At 72.9% G+C, this 20,559-nt stretch carries 18 protein-coding genes and 2 riboswitches; of the genes, 9 read left to right on the top strand and 9 right to left on the bottom strand.

Annotated features, from left to right (window positions below):
- Nucleotides 1-46: 46 nt before the first annotated feature.
- Nucleotides 47-571, top strand: coding sequence for a DUF1360 domain-containing protein (locus ABD347_RS16245; protein WP_344361651.1), 525 nt, complete (start codon nt 47-49; stop codon nt 569-571).
- Between the two features lie 27 nt (nt 572-598).
- On the opposite strand, the gene ABD347_RS16240 is transcribed toward ABD347_RS16245, so the two are convergent.
- The 5 genes from ABD347_RS16240 to ABD347_RS16220 form a co-directional block, all read right to left on the bottom strand.
- Nucleotides 599-1,120, bottom strand: a complete 522-nt coding sequence (locus tag ABD347_RS16240; protein WP_344361649.1) for a hypothetical protein — start codon at nt 1,118-1,120, stop codon at nt 599-601.
- Between the two features lie 539 nt (nt 1,121-1,659).
- On the bottom strand, nt 1,660-3,381 hold the full coding sequence (locus tag ABD347_RS16235) for an ATP-binding SpoIIE family protein phosphatase (RefSeq protein ID WP_344362367.1): 1,722 nt from the start codon (nt 3,379-3,381) through the stop codon (nt 1,660-1,662).
- Nucleotides 3,382-3,794: 413 nt separating this feature from the next.
- Nucleotides 3,795-4,628, bottom strand: coding sequence for an ABC transporter ATP-binding protein (locus ABD347_RS16230; RefSeq protein ID WP_344361647.1), 834 nt, complete (start codon nt 4,626-4,628; stop codon nt 3,795-3,797).
- On the bottom strand, nt 4,625-5,740 hold the full coding sequence (locus tag ABD347_RS16225) for a FecCD family ABC transporter permease (RefSeq protein ID WP_425575666.1): 1,116 nt from the start codon (nt 5,738-5,740) through the stop codon (nt 4,625-4,627). The genes ABD347_RS16230 and ABD347_RS16225 overlap by 4 nt, the downstream gene beginning before the upstream one ends.
- Complete coding sequence (locus tag ABD347_RS16220) at nt 5,737-6,777, bottom strand: ABC transporter substrate-binding protein (RefSeq protein ID WP_344361646.1); 1,041 nt, start codon at nt 6,775-6,777, stop codon at nt 5,737-5,739. The genes ABD347_RS16225 and ABD347_RS16220 overlap by 4 nt, the downstream gene beginning before the upstream one ends.
- 30 nt (nt 6,778-6,807) lie before the next feature.
- Nucleotides 6,808-6,989: riboswitch (cobalamin riboswitch) on the bottom strand.
- A gap of 147 nt (nt 6,990-7,136) precedes the next feature.
- Nucleotides 7,137-7,306, top strand: a riboswitch (cobalamin riboswitch).
- A 138-nt stretch (nt 7,307-7,444) separates the two neighbouring features.
- Here ABD347_RS16220 and ABD347_RS16215 point away from each other — a divergent pair.
- The gene (locus ABD347_RS16215) at nt 7,445-8,158 is read left to right on the top strand and encodes a (2Fe-2S)-binding protein (protein WP_344361643.1); all 714 of its coding nucleotides are present in this window, start codon (nt 7,445-7,447) and stop codon (nt 8,156-8,158) included.
- A 131-nt stretch (nt 8,159-8,289) separates the two neighbouring features.
- On the opposite strand, the gene ABD347_RS16210 is transcribed toward ABD347_RS16215, so the two are convergent.
- The gene (locus tag ABD347_RS16210; protein WP_344361641.1) at nt 8,290-8,637 is read right to left on the bottom strand and encodes a VOC family protein; all 348 of its coding nucleotides are present in this window, start codon (nt 8,635-8,637) and stop codon (nt 8,290-8,292) included.
- A gap of 389 nt (nt 8,638-9,026) precedes the next feature.
- Between ABD347_RS16210 and ABD347_RS16205 the strand changes: the two genes are divergently transcribed.
- The 4 genes from ABD347_RS16205 (at nt 9,027) to ABD347_RS16190 (ending at nt 15,237) form a co-directional block, all read left to right on the top strand.
- Entirely contained in the window at nt 9,027-9,956 is a 930-nt protein-coding gene (locus tag ABD347_RS16205; RefSeq protein WP_344361640.1) for a helix-turn-helix domain-containing protein, read from the top strand.
- Between the two features lie 160 nt (nt 9,957-10,116).
- A complete protein-coding gene (locus ABD347_RS16200) occupies nt 10,117-10,455 on the top strand; it encodes a chaplin (protein ID WP_344361638.1) in 339 nt (112 codons plus the stop codon).
- 1,004 nt (nt 10,456-11,459) lie between these two features.
- Nucleotides 11,460-12,752: an MFS transporter gene (locus ABD347_RS16195; protein ID WP_344361636.1), complete on the top strand. Its 1,293-nt coding sequence runs from the start codon at nt 11,460-11,462 to the stop codon at nt 12,750-12,752.
- A gap of 208 nt (nt 12,753-12,960) precedes the next feature.
- On the top strand, nt 12,961-15,237 hold the full coding sequence (locus ABD347_RS16190) for a catalase (protein ID WP_344361633.1): 2,277 nt from the start codon (nt 12,961-12,963) through the stop codon (nt 15,235-15,237).
- Between the two features lie 21 nt (nt 15,238-15,258).
- On the opposite strand, the gene ABD347_RS16185 is transcribed toward ABD347_RS16190, so the two are convergent.
- From ABD347_RS16185 to ABD347_RS16175, 3 genes are read right to left on the bottom strand one after another with little or no spacing between them, the layout of a single operon-like run.
- Nucleotides 15,259-15,843 (bottom strand): cupin domain-containing protein, encoded by a 585-nt coding sequence (locus tag ABD347_RS16185; protein ID WP_344361630.1) that lies wholly within the window; start codon nt 15,841-15,843, stop codon nt 15,259-15,261.
- Nucleotides 15,840-17,069 (bottom strand): cytochrome P450, encoded by a 1,230-nt coding sequence (locus tag ABD347_RS16180; protein ID WP_425575683.1) that lies wholly within the window; start codon nt 17,067-17,069, stop codon nt 15,840-15,842. Before ABD347_RS16180 ends, ABD347_RS16185 begins: the two co-directional genes overlap by 4 nt.
- Nucleotides 17,062-18,246, bottom strand: coding sequence for a type III polyketide synthase (locus ABD347_RS16175; protein WP_344362364.1), 1,185 nt, complete (start codon nt 18,244-18,246; stop codon nt 17,062-17,064). The genes ABD347_RS16180 and ABD347_RS16175 overlap by 8 nt, the downstream gene beginning before the upstream one ends.
- Nucleotides 18,247-18,540: 294 nt before the next feature.
- On the opposite strand from ABD347_RS16175, the gene ABD347_RS16170 reads away from it, so the two are divergent.
- Genes ABD347_RS16170 through ABD347_RS16160 form a run of 3 tightly spaced genes read left to right on the top strand, consistent with a single transcriptional unit; the run spans nt 18,541 to nt 20,544 of the window.
- Complete coding sequence (locus tag ABD347_RS16170; protein ID WP_344361625.1) at nt 18,541-18,762, top strand: acyl-CoA carboxylase subunit epsilon; 222 nt, start codon at nt 18,541-18,543, stop codon at nt 18,760-18,762.
- A gap of 21 nt (nt 18,763-18,783) precedes the next feature.
- Entirely contained in the window at nt 18,784-19,308 is a 525-nt protein-coding gene (locus ABD347_RS16165; protein WP_344362362.1) for a metallophosphoesterase family protein, read from the top strand.
- Nucleotides 19,309-19,326: 18 nt separating this feature from the next.
- Complete coding sequence (locus ABD347_RS16160) at nt 19,327-20,544, top strand: hypothetical protein (RefSeq protein ID WP_344361622.1); 1,218 nt, start codon at nt 19,327-19,329, stop codon at nt 20,542-20,544.
- Nucleotides 20,545-20,559: the final 15 nt, after the last annotated feature.

The following is a 20,559-nucleotide window of genomic DNA, read 5'->3' as shown; positions in this document are numbered from 1 at the left end:
CATAGCGTGGCGGGGAGTGGGCACAAGGGCACGGGAGGAGGCGCACATGGCGAAAACGATCGCACGCATGGTCCGGAGGGTGAGCCGCACCTACGCGGACGGGGGAGACCCGCCGCCGCTGGGCGGGCACGCCGCCGCCCTGGCGGCCTTCGGTGGCTACGCCGCGGCGTGGGCCGGGGCTGTCCGGTGGAGCGGGCGATCGCTTCCGGCCCGGCCGGAGCCCCTGGACCTGCTGCTCACGTCGGTCGCGACGTTCCGGCTGAGCCGGCTGGTCAGCAAGGGCTCCGTGCTCAGTCCGCTGCGGGCCCCGTTCACGGAGTACGAGGGGCCGCAGGGCCCGGCCGAGCTGGAGGAGAAGCCCCGCGACGGCGCCAGGGGAGTGGTGGGCAGCCTGCTGACGTGCCCCTTCTGTGTGAGCGTATGGACGGTGTCCACGCTCACCGGTGCGGGACTTCTGTGGCCCCGGGCCACCCGTACGGTCACGGGTGCCCTGACCGCGCTGGCCGGGGCGGACGCCCTGCAGTTCGCGTACACGGCCATGCAGCAGAAGACCGAGACCGAGGGGGACTGAACGCCGCCGGCGGGTCGGGCCGGCCGGTCAGGCGGGCACGCCGCGACGCCGGCGGTGGTACGACACGGTGACGGCGGCGAGCAGCGGCCCCCAGGCCACCAGCGGCAGGTAGAGGAACCCCGCGACGGTGCCCCCGAGCGGCGTCATACCGGGGTGGGGCACCGCCCACCACAGGACGAACGGTGTCCACAGGAGCGTCAGCGCCACGGAGCCGACAGCGGCCGGGACGACGGCGGCCGACGGGGGAATACGTCGGCCGCCGAACCGGGGGACCCAAGGCGGAAGGACCTCGCCCCAGGGACTGACCAGGCCCAGCGTCAGCAGCGCCAGCACCTCGCCGGCCACGCTCAGCGCCACCACGTACACCGCTCCCCAGCCGGTGGCGCCCAAGGCCTCGTACCCGGCCTCGGTGTGACCGCCGCGGTGGCCGGCCGCCAGCAAGAGGCGCCAGACGCCCGACGGCAGGACGAGGAGCGGGACGACATGTGCGGCGCGGACCGCCCAGCGAGGAGGCGCGGGAACGGTCCGTACAGGGGGAGTGGTGGTCATGCGCACCATGCTGTCGGCTTGGGGCCACCAGGGCGTCGGCCCCGAGGGCAGGTCTGGAGCCGCGCCGGAAGGAGATCCGCGGCGCCGGCCTCCGCCACGCGGCGGAGGGCTGTCATCCCTCCCGACGCCCCCGTTCCGCGCGACGGCGAGGCGGAGAGGCAGACGGCCGGAGGCGGCAAGCGCCACCGCTCGCACGGTTCGGCGGACGGTACGCGCCGACCGGGCACCCCGGCGCAGGCACGGCCGGCGACCGGCGACCGGCGAAGAACCGTTTCCCCTGAAGAGCCGGCCGCCCCGCGGGCCCGCTACCGGTAGTGGCACGCGCCCTGCTGCCCCCGCGCACACGCGGCCGGAGCGGGATCGCCGCACCCGACAGTGGTGCTGGGACGGCTCGGGGCCGATGCCGCCGCGCGGACCGAGCGGTGCTCCAACGGCGCCGAGCCGCCGCTGAAGGCGGCCGTGAAGAAGCGGGCGGGTCGGCGGGCAGAAGCCGAGGAAGTGGCCACAGCGGTCACGACACTGCTCGACGGATCGCCGGACTACGTGGCGGCCGTTCCGGCGATGTCCTGTTCGGCCCAGACGACCTTGCCCGTCGGCGTCCGGCACGAGCCCCAGCGGCGACAGAGCATGTTGATCAGTTGCAGGCCCCGCCCGCCTTCGGCGCTGAGCGGCGCGTGCTGGATCTGCGGCAGATCGGGGCCGGTGTCCGACACCTCCACACAGAGCCGGTCGTGGCGGACGAGCCGGAGCTGGTTCGGGCCGCCACCGTAACGGAGCGCGTTGCCGACCAGCTCGCTCACCACCAGCTCCGTGACGTCCACCAGCTCGGGCAGCGACCAGCTCTCCAACTGCGCCCGGACCAGCCGGCGCGCCTCCCCGGCGGCCGAGCCGTCCGACGGAAGGGAGCGTACGAACATCTCGCCCTCGGCGAAGGCCCCCGCTTCGGCGACGAGGACGACCGCGTCGTCGAACCGCCGTCCCGCCCCGCCGTCGAGCCTCATCCCCGGCACGGCACAGCTGTCGGCCAGGGCGGGCAGCGGGCCCCGGACCGCCTCGCGCAGGCGCCCCAGCTGTGTCTCGATGTCGTCGCTCCGGCTCTTGACCAGACCGTCGGTGTACAGCATGAGCCGGCTGCGCTCGGGCACCCGCGCCGTCACCGGGTCGTAGGGGATGACGCCGGCACCCAGCGGTGCGCCCGGGGGCACGTCCATGAACGACGGCTCGCCGGTGGCGCCGATCAGCAGAGGCGGCAGATGCCCGGCGCTGGCCAGCCGGAACGTCCCCTCGGCCGGGTCGTACACGGCGCACAGACAGGTGGCGACCTGATCCTCCTCCAGGTCACGTGCGGCGAGGTCCAGCCGCGCCAGCACCCGTTCCGGCGCGATGTCGAGACCGAGCAGAGTACGGGCGACGGAGCGCAGCCGCCCCATCGTCGCGGCCGCCGCCAGGCCGTGGCCCATGACGTCCCCGACGACCAGCGCGGTGCGGCCGCTGGGCAGGGGGACCACGTCGAACCAGTCTCCGCCCACTCCACTCGGGTCGACGGCGGGCCGGTAGCTGGAGGCCACGTACAGGCCCGGCGTGGAGGGAGCGGTCCGTGGCAGCAGGGCGCGCTGGAGGGTGACGACCGTTTCGCGTTCGCGGCTGTAGAGCCGGGCGTTGTCGATGTACACCGCCGCCTTCGAGGCGAGCTCCCAGGCCAGTGCCAGGTCGGTGGGGGTGAAGGAGGGCCTGCCGCCTGCGCGTACGAAGTCGGCGGCTCCGAGCAGCACCCCGCGGGCGATGAGCGGCACGGCCATGTAGCTGTGCACACCCGATCGGCGCATGAGGCGTGCCGCGCGCGGGCTCGGAGCGATGGACTCGTACTGGTCCGGTGCGATCCGGCTCACCAGCACCGGCCGGCGGGCGGTCAGACACTGGTAGACGTACTTGGGCGTCGGCTGGACGGTGGTCAGCTCACCGACGGGGTCCGGCTCCAGGTGCCGCAGCCGGTCGACCACGGATACGGCCATGGCGCGGGTCAACGGGACGCCGACGCCGCCCACCCGATCGCCCTCGCCTCCGCGCAGCACCGAGTCCAGCAGGTCCACCGCCGCGCCGTCCGCCATCCTGGGCACGGTGAAGTCGGCGAGTTCCTGGGCGGTCCGGCCCAGATCCAGCGTGGTACCGATGAGGTCGCCGGCCTCGTTGAGCCACTCCAGCCGGCTGCGGGCGGCGGTGACGGAACCGACGGCGGCCGCGGCGTGCCGCAGCACCCGCATCGCCCGCAGAGAGCCGGTGCGCACACCGAACACCCCGCGTCCCCGGCTGCGGTCGTCGTCCACGTCGTGTACCTCTCCCCGCGGCGTCACCGGCCCCTGGAACACCCGATTCTGCCCTGTCCCGGCCGCGGCGGCCCGCCGACGGCCCGGTCGGCCCCGGGAGGCGGCCGTCATGGCCCGCCGGCGGCCCGGCCGCCTGTCCCGGGAACCCCCTCCGAGCCGTGCCCGACGGGGCGGCGCTCCCGGGAGGGGCATCCCCGAGTGGGGCCCTCGGGCGGGGGGCGCGCTCGCCGGCACCTCCGTGCGGGGCAGGTACGGCCCGGGGACCGGCGGGCCGGCCGCGGCCGTACCGATCGGTCAGGTCGCCCTCTGCCTCGCCGGCCCGGCGGGCGGCCCACCGCGGTCCCGCGCGATCACGAACCGGAACGATCCGGCCCGCCCGCACGTGGCCCGGCCGCACGCGGCCCGGCCGTGCCGCTTGGCAGGAAGGTGACCTGCGGCGCCCCCGTGCGCGGGTGCACCGCGACCTCTGCCGTCACCCCGTACACCTCGGCCAGCAGCCGGGGGGTGAGCACCTCGGCGGGCGGACCGGACGCGGTCACCTCGCCGTCGCGCAGAACGTAGAGCCGGTCGCAGTAGTACGCGGCCAGGTTGAGGTCGTGCAGCGCCAGCAGGACGGTGGCCGGCAGTGCCCGCAGATGACCGAGGACGTCCAACTGGTGGCGGACGTCCAGGTGGTTGGTGGGTTCGTCCAGGACGAGCAGGGATGGCTGCTGGGTGAGGGCGCGGGCGATCAGCACGCGCTGCCGTTCCCCTCCGGACAGCCGGTCGAAGGGGCGGTCCCCGAGCCCCGCCGCGTCCACCGCCTCCAGGGCGCGCTCGATCAGCCGGGCGTCCTCGGCGGTGTCCCCGTCGAGCAGCCGCTTGTGCGGGGTGCGGCCCATGGCGACGACCTCCCGCACGCTCAGGTCGAAGTCGGCGCCGGACTCCTGCACCACGGCGGCCAGTGTGCGGGCGAGCCGGCGCACCGGCGACGACCAGACATCGGCGCCGTCGACACGGACGTGCCCGGCGTCGGGGCGCAGGACCCGGTAGACGGCGCGCAGGAGGCTGGACTTGCCGCTGCCGTTGGGGCCGACCAGCCCGATCACCTCGCCGGGGCGGGCGGTCAGCGAGACGTCCCGCACCAGACGGCGGGCGCCGGCGGTGAGCGTGACGCCCTCGGCGACGAGCTCGGCCGCGCTCATCCCACTCCTTGGTCCGCGTTCCGCCGGGCGTCCCGGCGCAACAGCCACAGGAAGAACGGCCCGCCGCACAGGGCCGTCAGCACCCCGACGGGGATCTCCATGGGTGCGGCGACCGTACGCGCGGCGATATCGGCCCAGATCAGGAACACCGCCCCGGCGAGCGCCGCCGTGGGCAGCACCCGGCGATGGTCCCCGCCCACGAACAGACGCACGATGTGCGGCATGATCAGCCCGACGAAGCCGATGGGCCCGGCGGCCGCGACCAGGACCCCGGTGACCAGGGACAGCAGGACGAACATGCGGGCCCGGAACCGGCTCACGTCCAGCCCCAGCGTGGTGGCGGACTCCTCGCCGGCCAGCAGCAGGTTCAGGGGCCTCGCCTGGACCAGCAGGACACCGACCCCGAGCAGCACCGCCGCGCCGGGCAGCCACAGCGTGCCCCACCGCACGCCGCCGAGACCGCCGAGGGTCCAGGCGAGCACCGCTCGCGCCTCGTTGCCACGGTCGCTGGTCAGCAGCAGCAGGTCCATCACCGCGGTGAGTACGGCGGCGAAAGCCACCCCGGACAGCACCAGGCGCGTCGACGTGATCCGCCCGCCGGTCCGTGCCGTGGTGTACACGAGCAACAGCGTCAGCAACGCCCCGGCGAAGGCGGCGACCGACAGCGAAACCGGACCGAACAGGCTCACTCCGAAGACGAGAACCGCGACGGCACCCAGCGACGCCCCGGAGGACACCCCCAACAGGTACGGTTCCGCGAGCGGGTTGCGCACCAACGCCTGCATGGCCGAACCCACCACCGCCAGCCCCGCTCCCGCCAGCGCCCCGAGCAGCACGCGCGGCGCCCGTACATCGAGGACGATCGTCTCGCGCGCCCGTGACCAGACCGGTTCGTGCCGGTCCAGACCCAGGGCGTGCGTCACGATGCCCCACACCTCGCCGGGCGGCACGTGCACCGAGCCGATGGCCATTCCCGCGACGGCGGAGAGTGCGAGGGCGACGCCGAGTACCCCCAGAACCAGGGCGAAAGGAGCACGCCGTGGCCCTGGTGCGTCGCTCCTGCCGACGGACGCGGAGCGGGAGGCCGCCTCGGCCGGCGCGGTCGCCGTCACCGGAACCGCTCGGGGTGGAGCGCGCGTGCGAGGCCCTCGACCGCGTACGGCGGGCGGACGCCGATCAGGGTCGCGGTCAGCGGCAGTACGACGAAGCGCTTGTTCCTGATGGCGGGGACGTCGGCGAGAGCCGGCAGGGAGAGCAGGAACTTCTTCTTCTGCTCGACGCTTCCGGCGCCCGCGTAGTCGTAGATCGCGATGACCTCGGGCTTCCGGGCGACGACCTGCTCCCAGGACGCGTCGCCGAAGACGTCGTCGAGGTCGGCGAAGACGTTCCGTCCGCCGGCGAGCCTGATGATCTCGGTGCCGAGGCTCTTGCCGCCGGCGGTGAACGCCGCCTTGTCACCGCTGTCGTAGACGAACACCGGCACGGCCGGCGCACCCTTCACGGCCGCCGCCGCCCTGTCGACGCGGCCCCGGAGGTCGGCCACCAGCCGGTCGGCCCGCTCCGGCACCCCGAACACGGAGCCGATCGTGCGGATCTCGTCGTAGGTGTCCTTCATCGACACTTGCTTCTTGCCGCAGTACTCCCGGTTCAGGTAGGTGTCGATGCCGGCGTCCGCGAACGCCGTGCGCGACCGCCCCTCGTTCTCGGCGAACGCGCTGCCGTAGCCGCCGTAGACGAAGTCGGGCTCGGCGTCGAGGACGGTCTCGAAGGACGGCTCCTTCTTCGCCAGTTCGGGGACCGCCTCGTAGTCCTTTCTCAGGTGCGGAAGGACTGCCGAGTCGGGGAACGCCGTGCCGACCAGCCGGTCCTTCAGCCCGAGGGCCAGCATCAGCTCGGCGGGGTGCTGGTGGATGGTGACCACACGGGCGGGCGGCTTCCGGTAGGTGGTGCTGGTGCCGCAGTTGTCGACGGTGACCGGGAAGCCCTTGACCGGTGACGACTCCGCCTTCGGCCGGTGCCCGGAACCGGTGCCCGCGGCGCAGCCGGCCAGCAGGGCGGTGGACAGGGCGAGCGAGACGGCCGCGGCGCGCAGGGCGCGGCGGCGGGAAACGGGCGGGGGAGAGACAGGACGGGGCGTGCCGTCGTACACGTAAAGCCTCCTGGGGAGTCCGCGCTCCTCGGAACGGGCCCGCGACAGGCCAGTGTCCTGACTCCCGGATCGACGTTCCCCCCGCCTTCCCGCGCGGTGCGCAGTGGCGTACTGAAGGGGTGCACTCCCCGGTCACAGTGGCGGGACCGTGCCGGAATCGCACCGGCTTCCTGTCTCCCGTCGCGGTGATGACCAGATGATCTTACGTAAATGTGGCGGACGGGTGAAAGGGCGCATGGCCGGAACCGTGCGCCCCTGGGAAGGTGCCACCCGCCACGACAGGGCCATGGCCGCCGTCGGCCTGTTTCTGGCCGTAGCGGTGGAAAGCCCTGGCGCGGTATACGGCCCGTCTGGGATCCTGCCACCTGGCCCGCGACGGCGGAACGAGGAAGCCGGTGGGAATCCGGCACGGTACCGCCACTGTGAAGGGGGAGCGAACCCGCCACGGTCACCGTCCCCCAGGGGCTGGGAAGACCGGGGGAGCGTCGATCCCGAGTCAGGAGACTCACGCCGTCGCACCCCGACGTACCGGGGCGGATCTCCCCGAGAGAGGACGGTGGCACCTGTGTGCCCACCCCCACCCTCTTCCGCGCGCCCCGGCGTCACCCGCGTCACCGGCGCGCCACCCCCGGCACGGCCACTACCCGGCCCGCACGGTGCGCAGACGGTGACCGACGGCACGCTCGTCAGGGTCGCCGCCGTCGGCCCCTACTTCGCCGTGTCCAGCGGCCCACGTGCCGACGCCGGCGACTTCCGGCCGTTCACCGCGCTCCACCACGACCCGGCGCCCTTGGCGGCGTACGTGGCGGAGACGGCCCGCCGGCTCGGCACCGACCAGCGGCGCGTCGCGGCCTCGACGCTCCACATCGGCACGGCCGCCCGCCTGTGGTCCGTCGCGCTCGCCACGGCCACACTGACCGGCCGGGCCACGGACCTGACACCCGAGCGGGTGTGGTGGCGCACCCCGGAGTCCGGCCCGATCGAGCTCTGGCTTCCGCAGGTGCCCGCCGCGACCGCCGGGGACCTGCCCGCCGCGCTGTACGAGACCGTCGTCGTACGGCATCTGCTGCCGCTGGGCGACGCCCTCCGGCGGGACTTCGGCCTTTCGCCCAGGATCCTGCACGGCAACACCGCCTCCGCGCTCGTCGGCGCCGTACGGGTGCTGCTCGCCCGCGTCCCGGACGCCCCGCGGTCACCGCTCCCGGTCGCCGCCGCCCTGCTGGCGCGGGAACCGCTCGCGAGTGCGGGCGTCCTCACCGTCGACCCCCTCGCCTACCGCCGCAACAGTTGCTGCCTCTACTACCGGGTCCCTGGGAACGGATTCTGCGGCGACTGCGTGCTCGAAGGCGAGAGGCCGCGGCACGGAAGCGGCGGTTCATGACGGCACCGCGTCAGGGCCGGCAGTCAACCAGGATCCAGCCCTGACCAACCACCTTCAGCCAAGATCGGTTGCGGGACAACTCTTGACAGATGGCAGTGACCAGCACCTTCACCAGGGTGCGGGAGAGGCTGTCAGCGGTGGCCCAGCACATTGACCACCCGTCCGCTGGGATCGCGGACGAAGAACCGCCGTACGCCCCACTCCTCATCCTGTAGGGGGTGCAGGATCTCCGCACCGCTCTGCCGCATGACCGCGTAAGCCGCATCCACGTCGTCCACCTCGACGCTCATGTCGGCGGTGACAGGCGCGGTCTTGTCACTGGTCATGACGCTGACCTGCGCTGCCGGGACGGACGGGGAGGCGAGCGTCATGATCCAGCCGTGGTTCATGACCTCCTCGAAGCCCAGCAGGCCATAGAACTCCCGGCTCTCCTGCGCAGCCTCCGACTGGATGTTGGGCACGACACGGCGAACAGCCATCGATGACTCCGATCGAGAACAAACGTGTCTCTGGTCTCCCCAGAAGTACTACGGCACGTCCGTCGCCGCACCCACTTTCGATGCGGCCCTGGTCCCTGGCGTGCTCCGGCACGACGGTGGACTCCCGGGGCGGAGGCTTCCCCGGGCCGGCTGTTCACGCTGTCGCCGGCGCCCATGGTGGCGGCGTGGACGGCGAGTGCGGGGCGGGGACACCGGCCGGCGTACCGCGCGGCACTGGTCTGCCCGGGGCATCGCCGGGGGCAAATTACACGGTCACAGTCCGTTTCTGCCGTCCTCGGATCCGGCGGCACGGCGGGTGATCAACAGTCGGTGCGGCATGCCAACCTGCTGGCGGTACAGAGTGGATCGGAGCAGGAGGTACACCGCCGGTGGCGGCGAACAGCAATCCCACCGTCAGGGGACGGCGCCTGGGAGCGGAGTTGCGGCGGCTCCGTCTGGCCAGCGGCCTGACCGGTACGCAGGTGGCGGCGCGCTTACTGATCTCCCAGGCCAAGGTCAGTCACATGGAGACCGGCCGCCGTGCCGTCAGCGCCCGTGATGTGCGAGATCTGTGCCGGCTCTACGGGGTCACCGACCAGGGTGTCGTCGACTTCCTGATGGAGCTGGCCAGGGAGTCGGGCCGGCAGGGCTGGTGGTACGCCTACGGCGACATCCCCCACAGCGTGTATGTCGGCCTGGAGGCGGAGGCCGCCTCCATCCGTACCTACGAGCCCATGGTGGTCCCGGGCCTGCTGCAGACTCCCGCCTACGCGGCCGCGGTCATCGACGAGACGATCCCCCAGGTCACTGTCGAACAGTCCGCCGCTCGTCTGAAGGTCCGGCTCCGCCGTCAGCACCGGATCTACGACCCCGCCCGTCGCCTGAGTCTGTGGGCCGTGCTGGACGAGTCGACCCTGCGGCGCGTCGTCGGCAGCCGGGAGATCATGCGCGAGCAACTGGAGCACCTGCACGCACTGAGCACCGAGCCGCACATCACCGTGCAGGTCCTCCCGCACGCGGCGGGCGCCCACCCCGGACTCCTGGGACAGTTCTCCCTCCTGTGCTTTCCCGACAACCGTCAGACAGTGGTCTACCTGGAGAAGTTCACCAGCGACCTCTACCTGGAGAAACCGTCCGACGTCCGGCACTACAGCACGACGTACGCCCACCTCCAGGCCCAGGCGCTCAGCCCGGAGCACACCAGGGACCTGCTCGCCGACACCATCAAGCTCCACACCTCATCGGCGCCGGCCGGCGACAGTCCGGCTCCCGGCCACCTCGCTGCTTCGCCCTCCAAGAGCAGGACGCACGGCGGCTGACGCACGGTGGTGACCGAGCCGTGGACACCGCCGCGGAGATCCAGCAAACGACCCTTTCACCGGTTTGGCCGCATGCGCGTGACTTCGGGTGGGTTCCTGACGTTGTCGGTCCGTCCACGCCGCGGAATCGCGGCAGGTTTTCGTCTCCAAGGAGATCGCGATGTCACGTATGAAGAGGGCGGTCGCTGTTGCCGCCACCGCCGGTACCGTCCTCATCGGCGGCGCCGGCGCGGCCAGCGCGGACGCCAACGCCGATGCGGCGGCCGTAGGCTCCCCGGGTGTTCTGTCCGGGAACATCCTCCAGGCGCCGATCCACATCCCGATCAACATCTGCGGGAACACGATCAACATCGTGGGTCTGCTCAACCCGGCCTTCGGCAACACCTGCATCAACGACGGTGGCTCGAAGAAGGGCCACGACGGCGGTAAGCACGACGACGGCAAGCACGGCGGTAAGCACGACGACGGTAAGCACGGTGGGTACGGCGACATGCGCTGACCGCGCAGTCCGTCACAACCGGCTTGGCCCGGAGCCGACGGGGACCTCCAACGGCTTCGGGGCGTGACCGCGAAGGCGCCGGGGTACAGCCACTGGGTGACAGCCCAGCCCGGTACCGCCTTCGCGGTTCCTCGCGTCGGCCCGCCCCAGGGGGACGGTGAAGACGCGCCGGGGCAGGCACACCGGGCGCGCGGAGATCTGGTTCCGTCCCGGCGTCGTGGATTGCGGCGCTCGTGTTCTGCCGCCTGCCGATACCGCGACAGGATCCCTCGGCGCCCCGGAGGAACAGCGCCCAACGGGGTCTCACGAGGCGTGCACGTCTGCCGTCCGGAGGCACCGGCAGACGCCGGACCCGACCAGAGTGCCCCGCACGCCCCTCACCGGTCCGCGGGTGCCGCGACTGGCGGACCCGTCGAGCCGCCGTAACTTCACGACGGGTGCCGGCGAGCGCGCCCGGAGCCGGCCATGGCGCTCGATGCCGTGGGCGGGCGGCGCGCTATCCGACGTCGTCCTTGGAGCTCTCGGCAGCCGAGGCGGGCGGACTCGCGCCTGCCCCCTTCCCCAGGGGTCCGCCGCTCGGGGAAGCTTTGCCCACCGTGAGCGCGGTGGCCTCTCCGGACGACCGCCCCTGCGTCATCTCGACGAACCACCAGGTGCCCGCCAACACGGCCGACCACAACACCCCATGCGTCACCGCTGTGGGCCAGGGCGCCTGTTCCGCCCACCGTTCGACGGCGGCCAGTGACACCCAACCGAGCAGGAATACGCAGGCCACCCGTACACGCCGATGCTTGAGCATGCCTGCCCGGCTACCCGCCGCGGTAGCGATCACACCGATCCCACCCCCGCACGCGGGCAGGCCGGTCCCACGTGGTGGGTGCGGTCCACCGGGAGGATCGCCACGGGCGGCCTCCACAGGCGGTCAGCCGGGGGCGCGGGGGACCACGCAAAGCCGTGGCGCCCGTCGCGTGTGCGGGGCCGCCTCGCCGGGGATGGCCGTGATCATGACAGAGACTTCCGCACCGGCGCCGGCGGCGGCCCGCCGCCCCGCCCGGCAACTGCTCGCCGCCTCCGTGGGCAACGCCGTCGAGTGGTACGACTGGTACGCCTACACCTTCCTCGCCACCTACATCGCGGGCCAGATCTTCCCCGAGGGGTCCGGGAACTCCCTGGTCCCCCTGCTGTCCACGTTCGCCGTCTTCGCGGTCGGGTTCTTCATGCGGCCCGTCGGCGGGCTGCTGATGGGCGCCGTCGCCGACCGGCACGGCCGGCGCACGGCGCTGACGGTCACCATCCTGCTGATGGGCGGCAGCAGCCTCCTGGTCGGTCTGACACCGACGTACGCCGCGGCCGGGGTCCTCGCCCCGGTGGTCCTGGTGGCCGCGCGGCTCCTCCAGGGCTTATCCGTCGGCGGCGAGTTCGCCGCCTCCACCACCTTCCTCGTCGAGTCGGCCGGACCCGGCAGGCGCGGCCTGTTCTCCAGCTTCCAGTACGTCTCCACCACCATCGGCCAGCTGGCCGCCTCCGGCGTCGCCGCCGCACTCGTCAGCGGCCTGGGGGAGGAGCAGATGCGGGGCTGGGGGTGGCGCGTACCGTTCATCCTCGGAGCGGCCCTGAGCCTCGTCGGCTTCTGGATCCGGCGCGGAGCCGAGGAGACGCTCCGGTCTCCGTCGGAAAGCCCCGGCCACCCCCGCCCCGGGCTCCTCGACGCACTGCGCCACCACCCGCGCGCTTCCCTGCTGGTCTGCGGCATCACGGCCGGCGGCACCCTCGCCTACTACACCTGGACCTCCTACCTGCCCACGTACGCCGAGCTCAACGCCGGCGTCGACAAGGCCGACGCGCTGCTCGCCGGAACGCTCGCACTCGGCTTCTTCGCGCTGCTCCAGCCGATCGGCGGACTGCTGTCGGACCGCTGTGGCCGCAAACCGCTGCTGCTGTTCTTCGGAGTCGGCTTCGCCCTCCTCGCCGTGCCCCTGCTGCGCTCCGTCGGGGACTCCTTCGGCTCGCTGCTCCTGGTCCAGTGCGCGGGCATGGTCCTGCTCACCGGCTTCACCTCGGTCTCCGCCGCGGTCAACGCGGAGATCTTCCCCGCGCGCGTGCGGGCCGCCGGCATCGGGTTCCCGTACTCGCTGACCGTGGCCGTCTTCGGCGGGACGGCTCCCTACGTGGGGACGCTGCTCACGGAGTTGGGCCGCCCCGGTCTGTTCCCCTGGTACGTGTCCGCCCTGTGTCTGGTGTCGGCCACCGTGTACCTGAGGCTGCCCGAGACCGCCCACCGGCAGCTGGAGCGCTGACACCACCGGCGGTGGCCGAACAGATGACCAAAGTCCGTGCTTCCCGCAACGACATGGGGGTACCTGGGCTGCCATGACCGCTGCCGGACCGGTGACCAGTGCCGACGGGCCGCTGTGTGCCGATGGGCGGACGTATGCCGCGCATCCGTTACGCCCCGCCCCGCGACGGTCATGGCTGAGGAGTCCCAGTCCCGACCACGGAGGAAGCATGCCGAACCCCAATCCGCTGAAGGCCGCCGCCGAAAAGCTCACCGCGCCCCTCCACGACGGCGGCCCGGCCGAAGGCGTCCCCGGGGCCCCCGCCCCGGAACCCGCCCAGGTCGACGAGCCCACCGAGGTACGCGGGCCGCTGCCGCCCAAGCCGGACCAGGGCGAGCCCGCACCGTACTCGCCCACCGGCCGTCACACCGGCAACCCGCCGCAGTCCCGCGCCCAGGACGGCCCGTACCTCACCACCGCCCAGGGCGCCCGGCTGCCCGACACCGACCACTCGCTCAAGGCGGGCCCCCGGGGCCCGGTCCTCCTTCAGGACCACCACCTGCGCGAGAAGATCATGCACTTCGACCACGAGCGCATCCCGGAGCGCGTCGTCCACGCCCGCGGCGCCGGCGCGCACGGGGTGTTCCAGGCGTACGGCACCGCCGAGGGCGTCACCAAGGCCGCGTTCCTGCGCAAGGGCGCGGAGACCCCGGTTTTCGTACGCTTCTCCACCGTCCTCGGATCGCGCGGCTCGGCGGACACCGTCCGCGACACCCGGGGCTTCGCCACGAAGTTCTACACCGAGGAGGGCGTCTTCGACCTCGTCGGCAACAACATCCCGGTCTTCTTCATCCAGGACGCCATCAAGTTCCCCGACGTGATCCACGCCGGCAAGCCGCACCCCGACCGGGAGATCCCGCAGGCCCAGAGCGCCCACGACACCTTCTGGGACTTCGTCTCGCTGCACACCGAGGCCCAGCACCACACCATGTGGAACATGTCCGACCGCGGCATCCCGCGCTCGTACCGCACCATGGAGGGCTTCGGCGTCCACACCTTCCGTCTCGTCGACGCGGCGGGAGCCACCACCCTGGTCAAGTTCCACTGGAAGCCGAAGCTCGGCGTGCACTCCCAGCTGTGGGAGGAGGCGCAGATCACCGGCGGTGTCGACCCCGACTTCCACCGCCGCGACCTGGCCGACGCGATCGAGGCCGGCGCGTACCCGCAGTGGGAGCTGGGCATCCAGACCTTCCCCGACACCCCCGAGCAGACCTTCGAGGGCATCGACCTGCTGGACCCGACGAAGATCGTCCCCGAGGAGCTCGCCCCGGTGCAGCCCATCGGACTGCTCACCCTCAACCGCAACCCGAGCAACTTCTTCGCGGAGACCGAGCAGGTCGCCTTCCACGTCGGACACCTCGTCCCCGGCATCGACGTCACCGACGACCCGCTGCTCGCCGGGCGTCTCTTCTCCTACCTGGACACCCAGATCACCCGGCTGGCGGGCCCCAACTTCAACCAGCTCCCCATCAACCGCCCGCACGCCCCGGTCAACGACATGCTCCGCGACGGCTTCCACCAGCAGGCCGTGCACAGCGGTGTGGCCCCGTACAAGCCCAACTCCCTGGACGGCGGCTGCCCCTTCTTCGCCGGCGCCGACACCGGCGCGTACATCGAGACCCCGGTCGAGGTGCCCGCCGCCCGCAAGGTACGGGAGGCCCCGGCCAGCTTCGACGACCACTTCAGCCAGGCCAGGCTGTTCTGGCTCAGCATGTCCCCCGTCGAGCGGGAGCACATCATCACCGCGTACACCTTCGAGCTCGGCAAGTGCTACGACAACGCCGTCAAGGAGCGCCAGCTCCAGGCGCTCGCCAACATCGACTCCGAGCTGTGCGCCCGGGTCGCCGAGGGCCTCGGCCTGCCCGCGCCCGAACCCACCCAGCCGCCGGCCGACGTCATGCCGAGCCCCGCGCTGTCCCAGGTCGGGCAGGAGTGGCCCGCCGACGGCCGCGTCATCGGTATCGTCGCGGACGGCGACGGCGACCTCGACGGTGTCCGGACCGTCCGCCAGGCGGTCCTGGACGCGGGCATGGTGCCGCTGGTCATCGCTCCGGCGGGCGGGAAGATCGGTGCGGACGGCTCCGATCCCGTCACCGTGCAGCGCACGTTCGCCACCGCGCGCTCCATCGAGTTCGACGCCCTGATCCTCGCCGGAGTGCCCGCACCGGGCAGCGACGCGTACGGCGCGCGGGACGCCAAGGCCGGCGACGCCGGACAGGGGGGCACCGTCCTCGACCCCCGCCTCCTCATGATGATCTCCGAGGCCTACCGGCACGCCAAGGCCATCGGCGGCTGGGCGGGCGCCGGGAGCGTCCTGGAAGCGGCCGGCGTACCGGCCGGAGCCCCCGGCGTGGTGACCGGCGACAGCGGGGAGAGCGTCCTCGCGGAGATCACCCGGCTCCTCGGCCGCCACCGCGTCTGGGACCGCTTCCCCGCCGCCGCCTGAGCCGATCCCGCCGCCTGAGCCTCAGGGGGCGGTCACCGGCCCCCGGTCCGCGTCGTGCCGCAACGGCGTGAGCTGCTCGATGTCGTAGCGGCCGCGCAGCGCGGCGATCGCCGCGTGGTCCGGGGGCCCGTCCCGGTCGAGGATCTCGATGAGCTCCTCGAAGTACCGCTCGTGGTCCGGGGGAGGGGATGCCTGGAAGAACATCCTGGCGGGCCGGTCCGTACGGTTGGCGAAGGCGTGCGGACAGCCCGGCGGGACCACGATCACCGTGCCCGGCGTCGCCCGGACGGTGCGGCGGCCGGACGGTGACTCCCAGTGCCGCCAGTCGTCGCCCGTCCGTACCCGCGGCTCGAAGGCCAGGACGTCCAGCTCCCCGTCGAGGATGTAGAACAGCTCCTCGCTGCGGGTGTGCACATGGGCGCCCACGTCGAACCCCGGGGGGACCAGCACCTCGAAGCTCGACGCGGCCCGGGAGTGCTCACCGGTCACCTTGAAGGTGACCTCCTGCGCGGGCGACCGGAGCGTACGGCCGTGGCCCTTCGGCACCAGCAGCCCGTCGGGGGCGTCGGCCAGCAGAGCGGCCGGCGCCCCCTGATGCGCGGTCACCAGGTCACCGGAAGGGACTCGGGGCCGCGGATGAGCGCTCCGCGGCGGAACCGCACCTCCTCGACCGGGACGGCGAAGCGAAGACCGGGGAACCGGTCCAGGAAGGCGTCCACCAGCAGTTCGGACTCCATCCGGGCGAGCATGGCGCCCACGCAGAAGTGCGGCCCGTACCCGAACGCCACGTGCGGATTGGGACTCCGGTCGAAGTCCAGCGACTCCGGCGCGGGGAAGACGTCCGGGTCACGGTTGGCCGCCAGGTACGAGACGTAGACCGGCTCGCCTGCCCGGATCCGCACTCCCGCCACCGTCACGTCCTCCAGGGCGATGCGGGACAGGCCGACGGCGCTTCGGTGCGGGATGTACCGCAGCAGCTCGTCGATGGCGCGCGGGCGCGTGTCCGGCTCCGCGCGCAGCCGCGCCATGTGCTCGGGGTGGGTGAGCAGGACGAAGAGCATGTTGCCGCAGTTGTTGGTGACCGCCTCGCCGCCGATCTGGATCAGCAGCGCGAGCCCCACCGCCTCGGAGGCCGTGATCTCCCCGTTCGCCACGGCCGTCCCCAGCAGCCCGATGACGCTCTCCTCGTCGCCGTCACCGTCTCCGTCGTCACGCGGCTGGCTCAGCAGGTCGGCGAAGTAGGCGCACATGTCCTCCTTGGCCCGCTGGCTGCGCTCGACCCCGTGGGCGGACGACAGGATCAGGTTCGTCCACTCGTGCATCCGCGGCCGGTCGATCGGCGGGACGCCCATCAGCTCGCACACCACGGCCAGCGGGAACGGCCCCAGCAGACGCTCGGTGAAGTCGGCCGGCGGCCCGTCGGCCAGCACCTCCTCGACAAGCTCGTCCAGCATCCGCCGGGCCCGCTCGCGCAGCCGCTCCACGCCCCGCGTGGTGAAGGCAGGCGCCACCGCCCTGCGCAGCCGCGTGTGGTCGGGCGGATCCTCGAACCCCACCGCCCCGTCGACCGGGATGAAGTGCGGAGCCAGTCGCGTGACGTCGTTGTCGACGACCAGCTTGCGGCTGAAGCGCGGATCGTTCGTCACCGCCCTGACGTCGTCGTACCGCGTCACGAGCCAGGCCCAGCCCTCACCGTTGGGCAACTTGATCCGGGTGACCGGGCCCTCGCGCATGAGTTCCGCGAGCACCGGGTCGAACTCCACCCCGAACAGGTCCAGGGCGGGCCAGTGGCGCACGGGGGGCAGTGCGGCCGTGGTCGTCGTCTCATCCAACACGGGTCGGTTCCTCCACGAGGACTCGGTCGGGCACGTCCTTGATCACACCGGTGTCGAGGCGTTCGGACGTTCGGTCGGAGACGGTCCAGCGGCCCAGCGACATCTCGGCCGTGATGCCGGGACCGAAGCCGGCGAGCAGACCGCGCGCCGTGGGGTGCGCGCTCCCCTCGTCGAACAGCCGCCGCAGCGCGTCCAGGACGACGGCGCTCGCGATGTTCCCGTACTCGGTCAGCGTGGCCCGGCTGAAGCGGAACGCCTCGGCGGGCACACCCAGGAAGGTGCTGAGGTCGTCCAGGATCCTCGGGCCGCCCGCGTGGATGATGTAGAAGTCCAGGTCGGAGGCGTCCCAGCCATGCTGTCCGGCCAGTTCCTTGAGCGCCGGCGCCAGGGGTTCCATGGTGCCGGGCACCCGCTTGTCGAGCTTGAAGTGGAAGCCGGTGGAGCGCACGTCGTACGCGATCCAGTCCTCCGTCTCGGGAACCAGGTACGAGCCGTTGCGCTCCAGCGTCACGCCCGTACCGCCCTGGCCCCGCATCACGGCGGCCGCGAGGCCGTCGCCGAACAGGCCGTTGGAGAGCAGGTTCCCGACGCCGAGGTCGGTCGGCTGGTAGCACAGCGAGCAGAACTCGCACGCCACGATGAGCGCGTTCGCCTCCGGGTAGGCGGTGCAGAAGTCGTGCGCCCGGTTGATCGCCGCGCCGCCCGCCGCGCAGCCGAGCTGGGCGATGGGCACCTGGCGGGTGTCGCTGCGGAAGCCCATGGTGTTGATCAGCCACGCCGTGAGCGACGGCATCATGAAGCCGGTGCACGAGACGTAGATGATCACATCGATGTCCGAGGCACGGAGTTCCGCGTCCTCGAGCGCCCGGTTGATGACCGCGGGCACCCGGGCCTTGGCCTCGGCCTCGTATATCTGGTTCCGTATCTCGAATCCGTCGTGCCGCAGCGTCTCCTCGATGGGTCGCAGGAGGTGCCGCTTCTGGACGCCGGTGTTCTCCATCAGCCGCAGGGCCAGCTGCAGCTGGGGGTGGTCCGCGTGAATGGTCCGTGCCAGGTCGAGCGTCTGCTGCATGGTGATCACGTGCTCGGGGACGGATACCGCGGGTCTGCACAACGTGGCCATGGGGTAAGCCCTTTCGTCGCGTTTGCACTCAAAGGATCCGGGACGGGCGATCGTCGCGCGCGTCGAAGGAGGTCCGCCCGGTTACGCCGAACCGGTGACGCGGCGCCGTCCACGCCCGCGGTGGCGCCGACGCGTGACCCCGGGCACCCGCCGCCTTCCGTGCCGCACCGACCGGCGCCCGCCCGGGTGACGGCCGGCGGGCCCGCCGGGAGCACACCCGCCGCCGTCACGCCAGCGCCGGGCGTCGCGCCCGCACGGCCCACGGGCCCGTACGGGGCCCCTCCGTTCCCCCGGACGGGGGAACAGCGGATGCTCCGGCGGGAGGGGACGGCGGAGCATGAACGAATGCCCCTCCATCTCCGCATCGTCCACGGCCGCCCGACCCCCACCGAACTCGCCGCCCTCACCGCCGTGCTGACCGCACTCGCGTGCCGGTCCGGCGCGGAAGGGCGCGGAACCGGTACGGCGTCGCGCCGGGCGGAGTGGGACCGCGGCTGGCGCGCCCACCCGGCTCCCGGGTCGTGGCGCGCCCGCTTCGGACTCCCGCCCCGCCACCCGCACCATTGAGGGGTGAACCCGACCAGCGCCGTGCGACTGCTTCTGACCGCCGACACCCACCTGCCCAAGCGGGCCAGGCACCTGCCCGCGGAGCTCCTGGCGGACATCGAGACCGCCGACGTGGTGCTGCACGCCGGCGACTGGGTGGACGTCGCCACCCTGGACCTGCTGGAGGCCCGCGCCGCGCGGCTGCTGGGCGTCCACGGCAACAACGACGGCCCCGAGCTGCGGGCCCGGCTGCCCGAGGTGGCGCGGGCCGAACTCGGCGGGCTGCGATTCGGGGTCGTCCACGAGACGGGCCCCGCGCAAGGCCGCGAACGCCGGTGCGAGGAGCGGTTCCCCGACCTCGACGTCCTGGTCTTCGGGCACAGCCACATCCCCTGGGACAGCACGGCCCCCGGCGGGCTCCGGCTGCTCAACCCCGGCTCGCCCACCGACCGCCGGCGCCAGCCCTACCGCACCTACATGACCGCCGTCGTCACCGGGGGCGCGCTGGCCGAGGTCCGCCTCCACCGCCTGTCTCCCCGCCACCCGGTGGGGTCAGGCACCCCGTAGAGCGGATACGGTGCTGCTGTGGTGATCGACAGGGAGGACACGGCAGGGACGGCGCTGCTGCTGGCGGCCGCCCCCGTCGGCAAGGGAAGACTGATCGACGCGGTGGGCGTGCTTCCCGCGCTCGCCGCCGTACCGCCGGGCGCGCTGACCGGCACGGCGTCCGCGACGCTGGTCGAGCTGGCGGACCCGCTCGACCCGCAGGCCGTGCTCACCCGCCTCCGTGCCGCCGTGGCCACGCCCGGCCCGCTCTCGCTCTACATCGCCGGGCAGCTCCACCTCGACCACCGGCAGTGCCTGCCGCACCTGGCCCTGGCGCGTACGTCACCCTCCACGCTGCGCTACACCGCCCTGCCCTGGCACTGGATCGCCGGCGAGCTGAAACTCCGCCGCCCCGGCACGACCACGGTCGTCGTCGACCTCGTCGCCGACGACCCGACCTGGCGGCGACTGGTCACGGACCGGGGCCTGCTCGCCCTCTGTCACGGAGTGGGCGTGTACGGCCGGGTCGCCCCTCCGCCGGGGCGCCGGACGATCGCGAGCCCCGACTACCTCAAGGCCTGTGCGGCGATCTGGCGCAGCGGAGCGCGCCCGCCCCTGGCGGCACTCCACGAACAGGTCGTCGCGCAGACCGCGCCCCAGTCGGGCGCGGCGCTCGGCGCACTGGTGTTCGCCGCCGGCTTCCCGTCGCCCGCCCCGGCGTCCGCGCCGTCGGCGTACGTGCCCGCGACGCCGCCCGCCCCGCCCGAGCCCACGCACGTGTCCGTACCGGCGGTCCCGCCCGCACGGCAGGAGACCGGTACCGATCCGCTGCCGTCGATCCTCGCCGCCGCCGAGTCCGGCCGGCACGGTGAGGCGGGGGCCGCCGCCGCGGCCTGGGAGCAGCACGCGCACCGTACCCACGGCTCCGGCTCGCCCCAGGCGATCCACTGGCTGGAGGTACGGGCCGACCTCGCCCGCCTGGCGGGGGACCCCGCGGCCAGCTGCCGGCTGTGGCTGGTCGCCGCGGAGGCGAGGCTGACGCGCCGACAGGCCCTGGACGACCCCGAGGTCGAGGGCGCCGTCGACCGTGCCCACCACCAGTGGGAGCAGCTGCGCGACCCGGAGGCCGCCCGAGCGCTGGCCCCGGCCCTGATCGCCCTGCGCCGCCGGGTGCCCGGACGCCAGCGCGGAGCGCTGGAGGTCCTGCAGCGCCGGCTCGAACGCTGGCACGACACGCCTGAGAATGTCATGCGCTGACACAATGGCCGAAAG

It is taken from the genome of Streptomyces gobitricini, from assembly GCF_039532985.1.
In the GTDB taxonomy this organism is placed as follows: Bacteria; Actinomycetota; Actinomycetes; order Streptomycetales; family Streptomycetaceae; genus Streptomyces; species Streptomyces gobitricini.
Note: the sequence above shows the minus strand (reverse complement) of the source record. Positions and strands in the feature narration are given on the sequence as shown.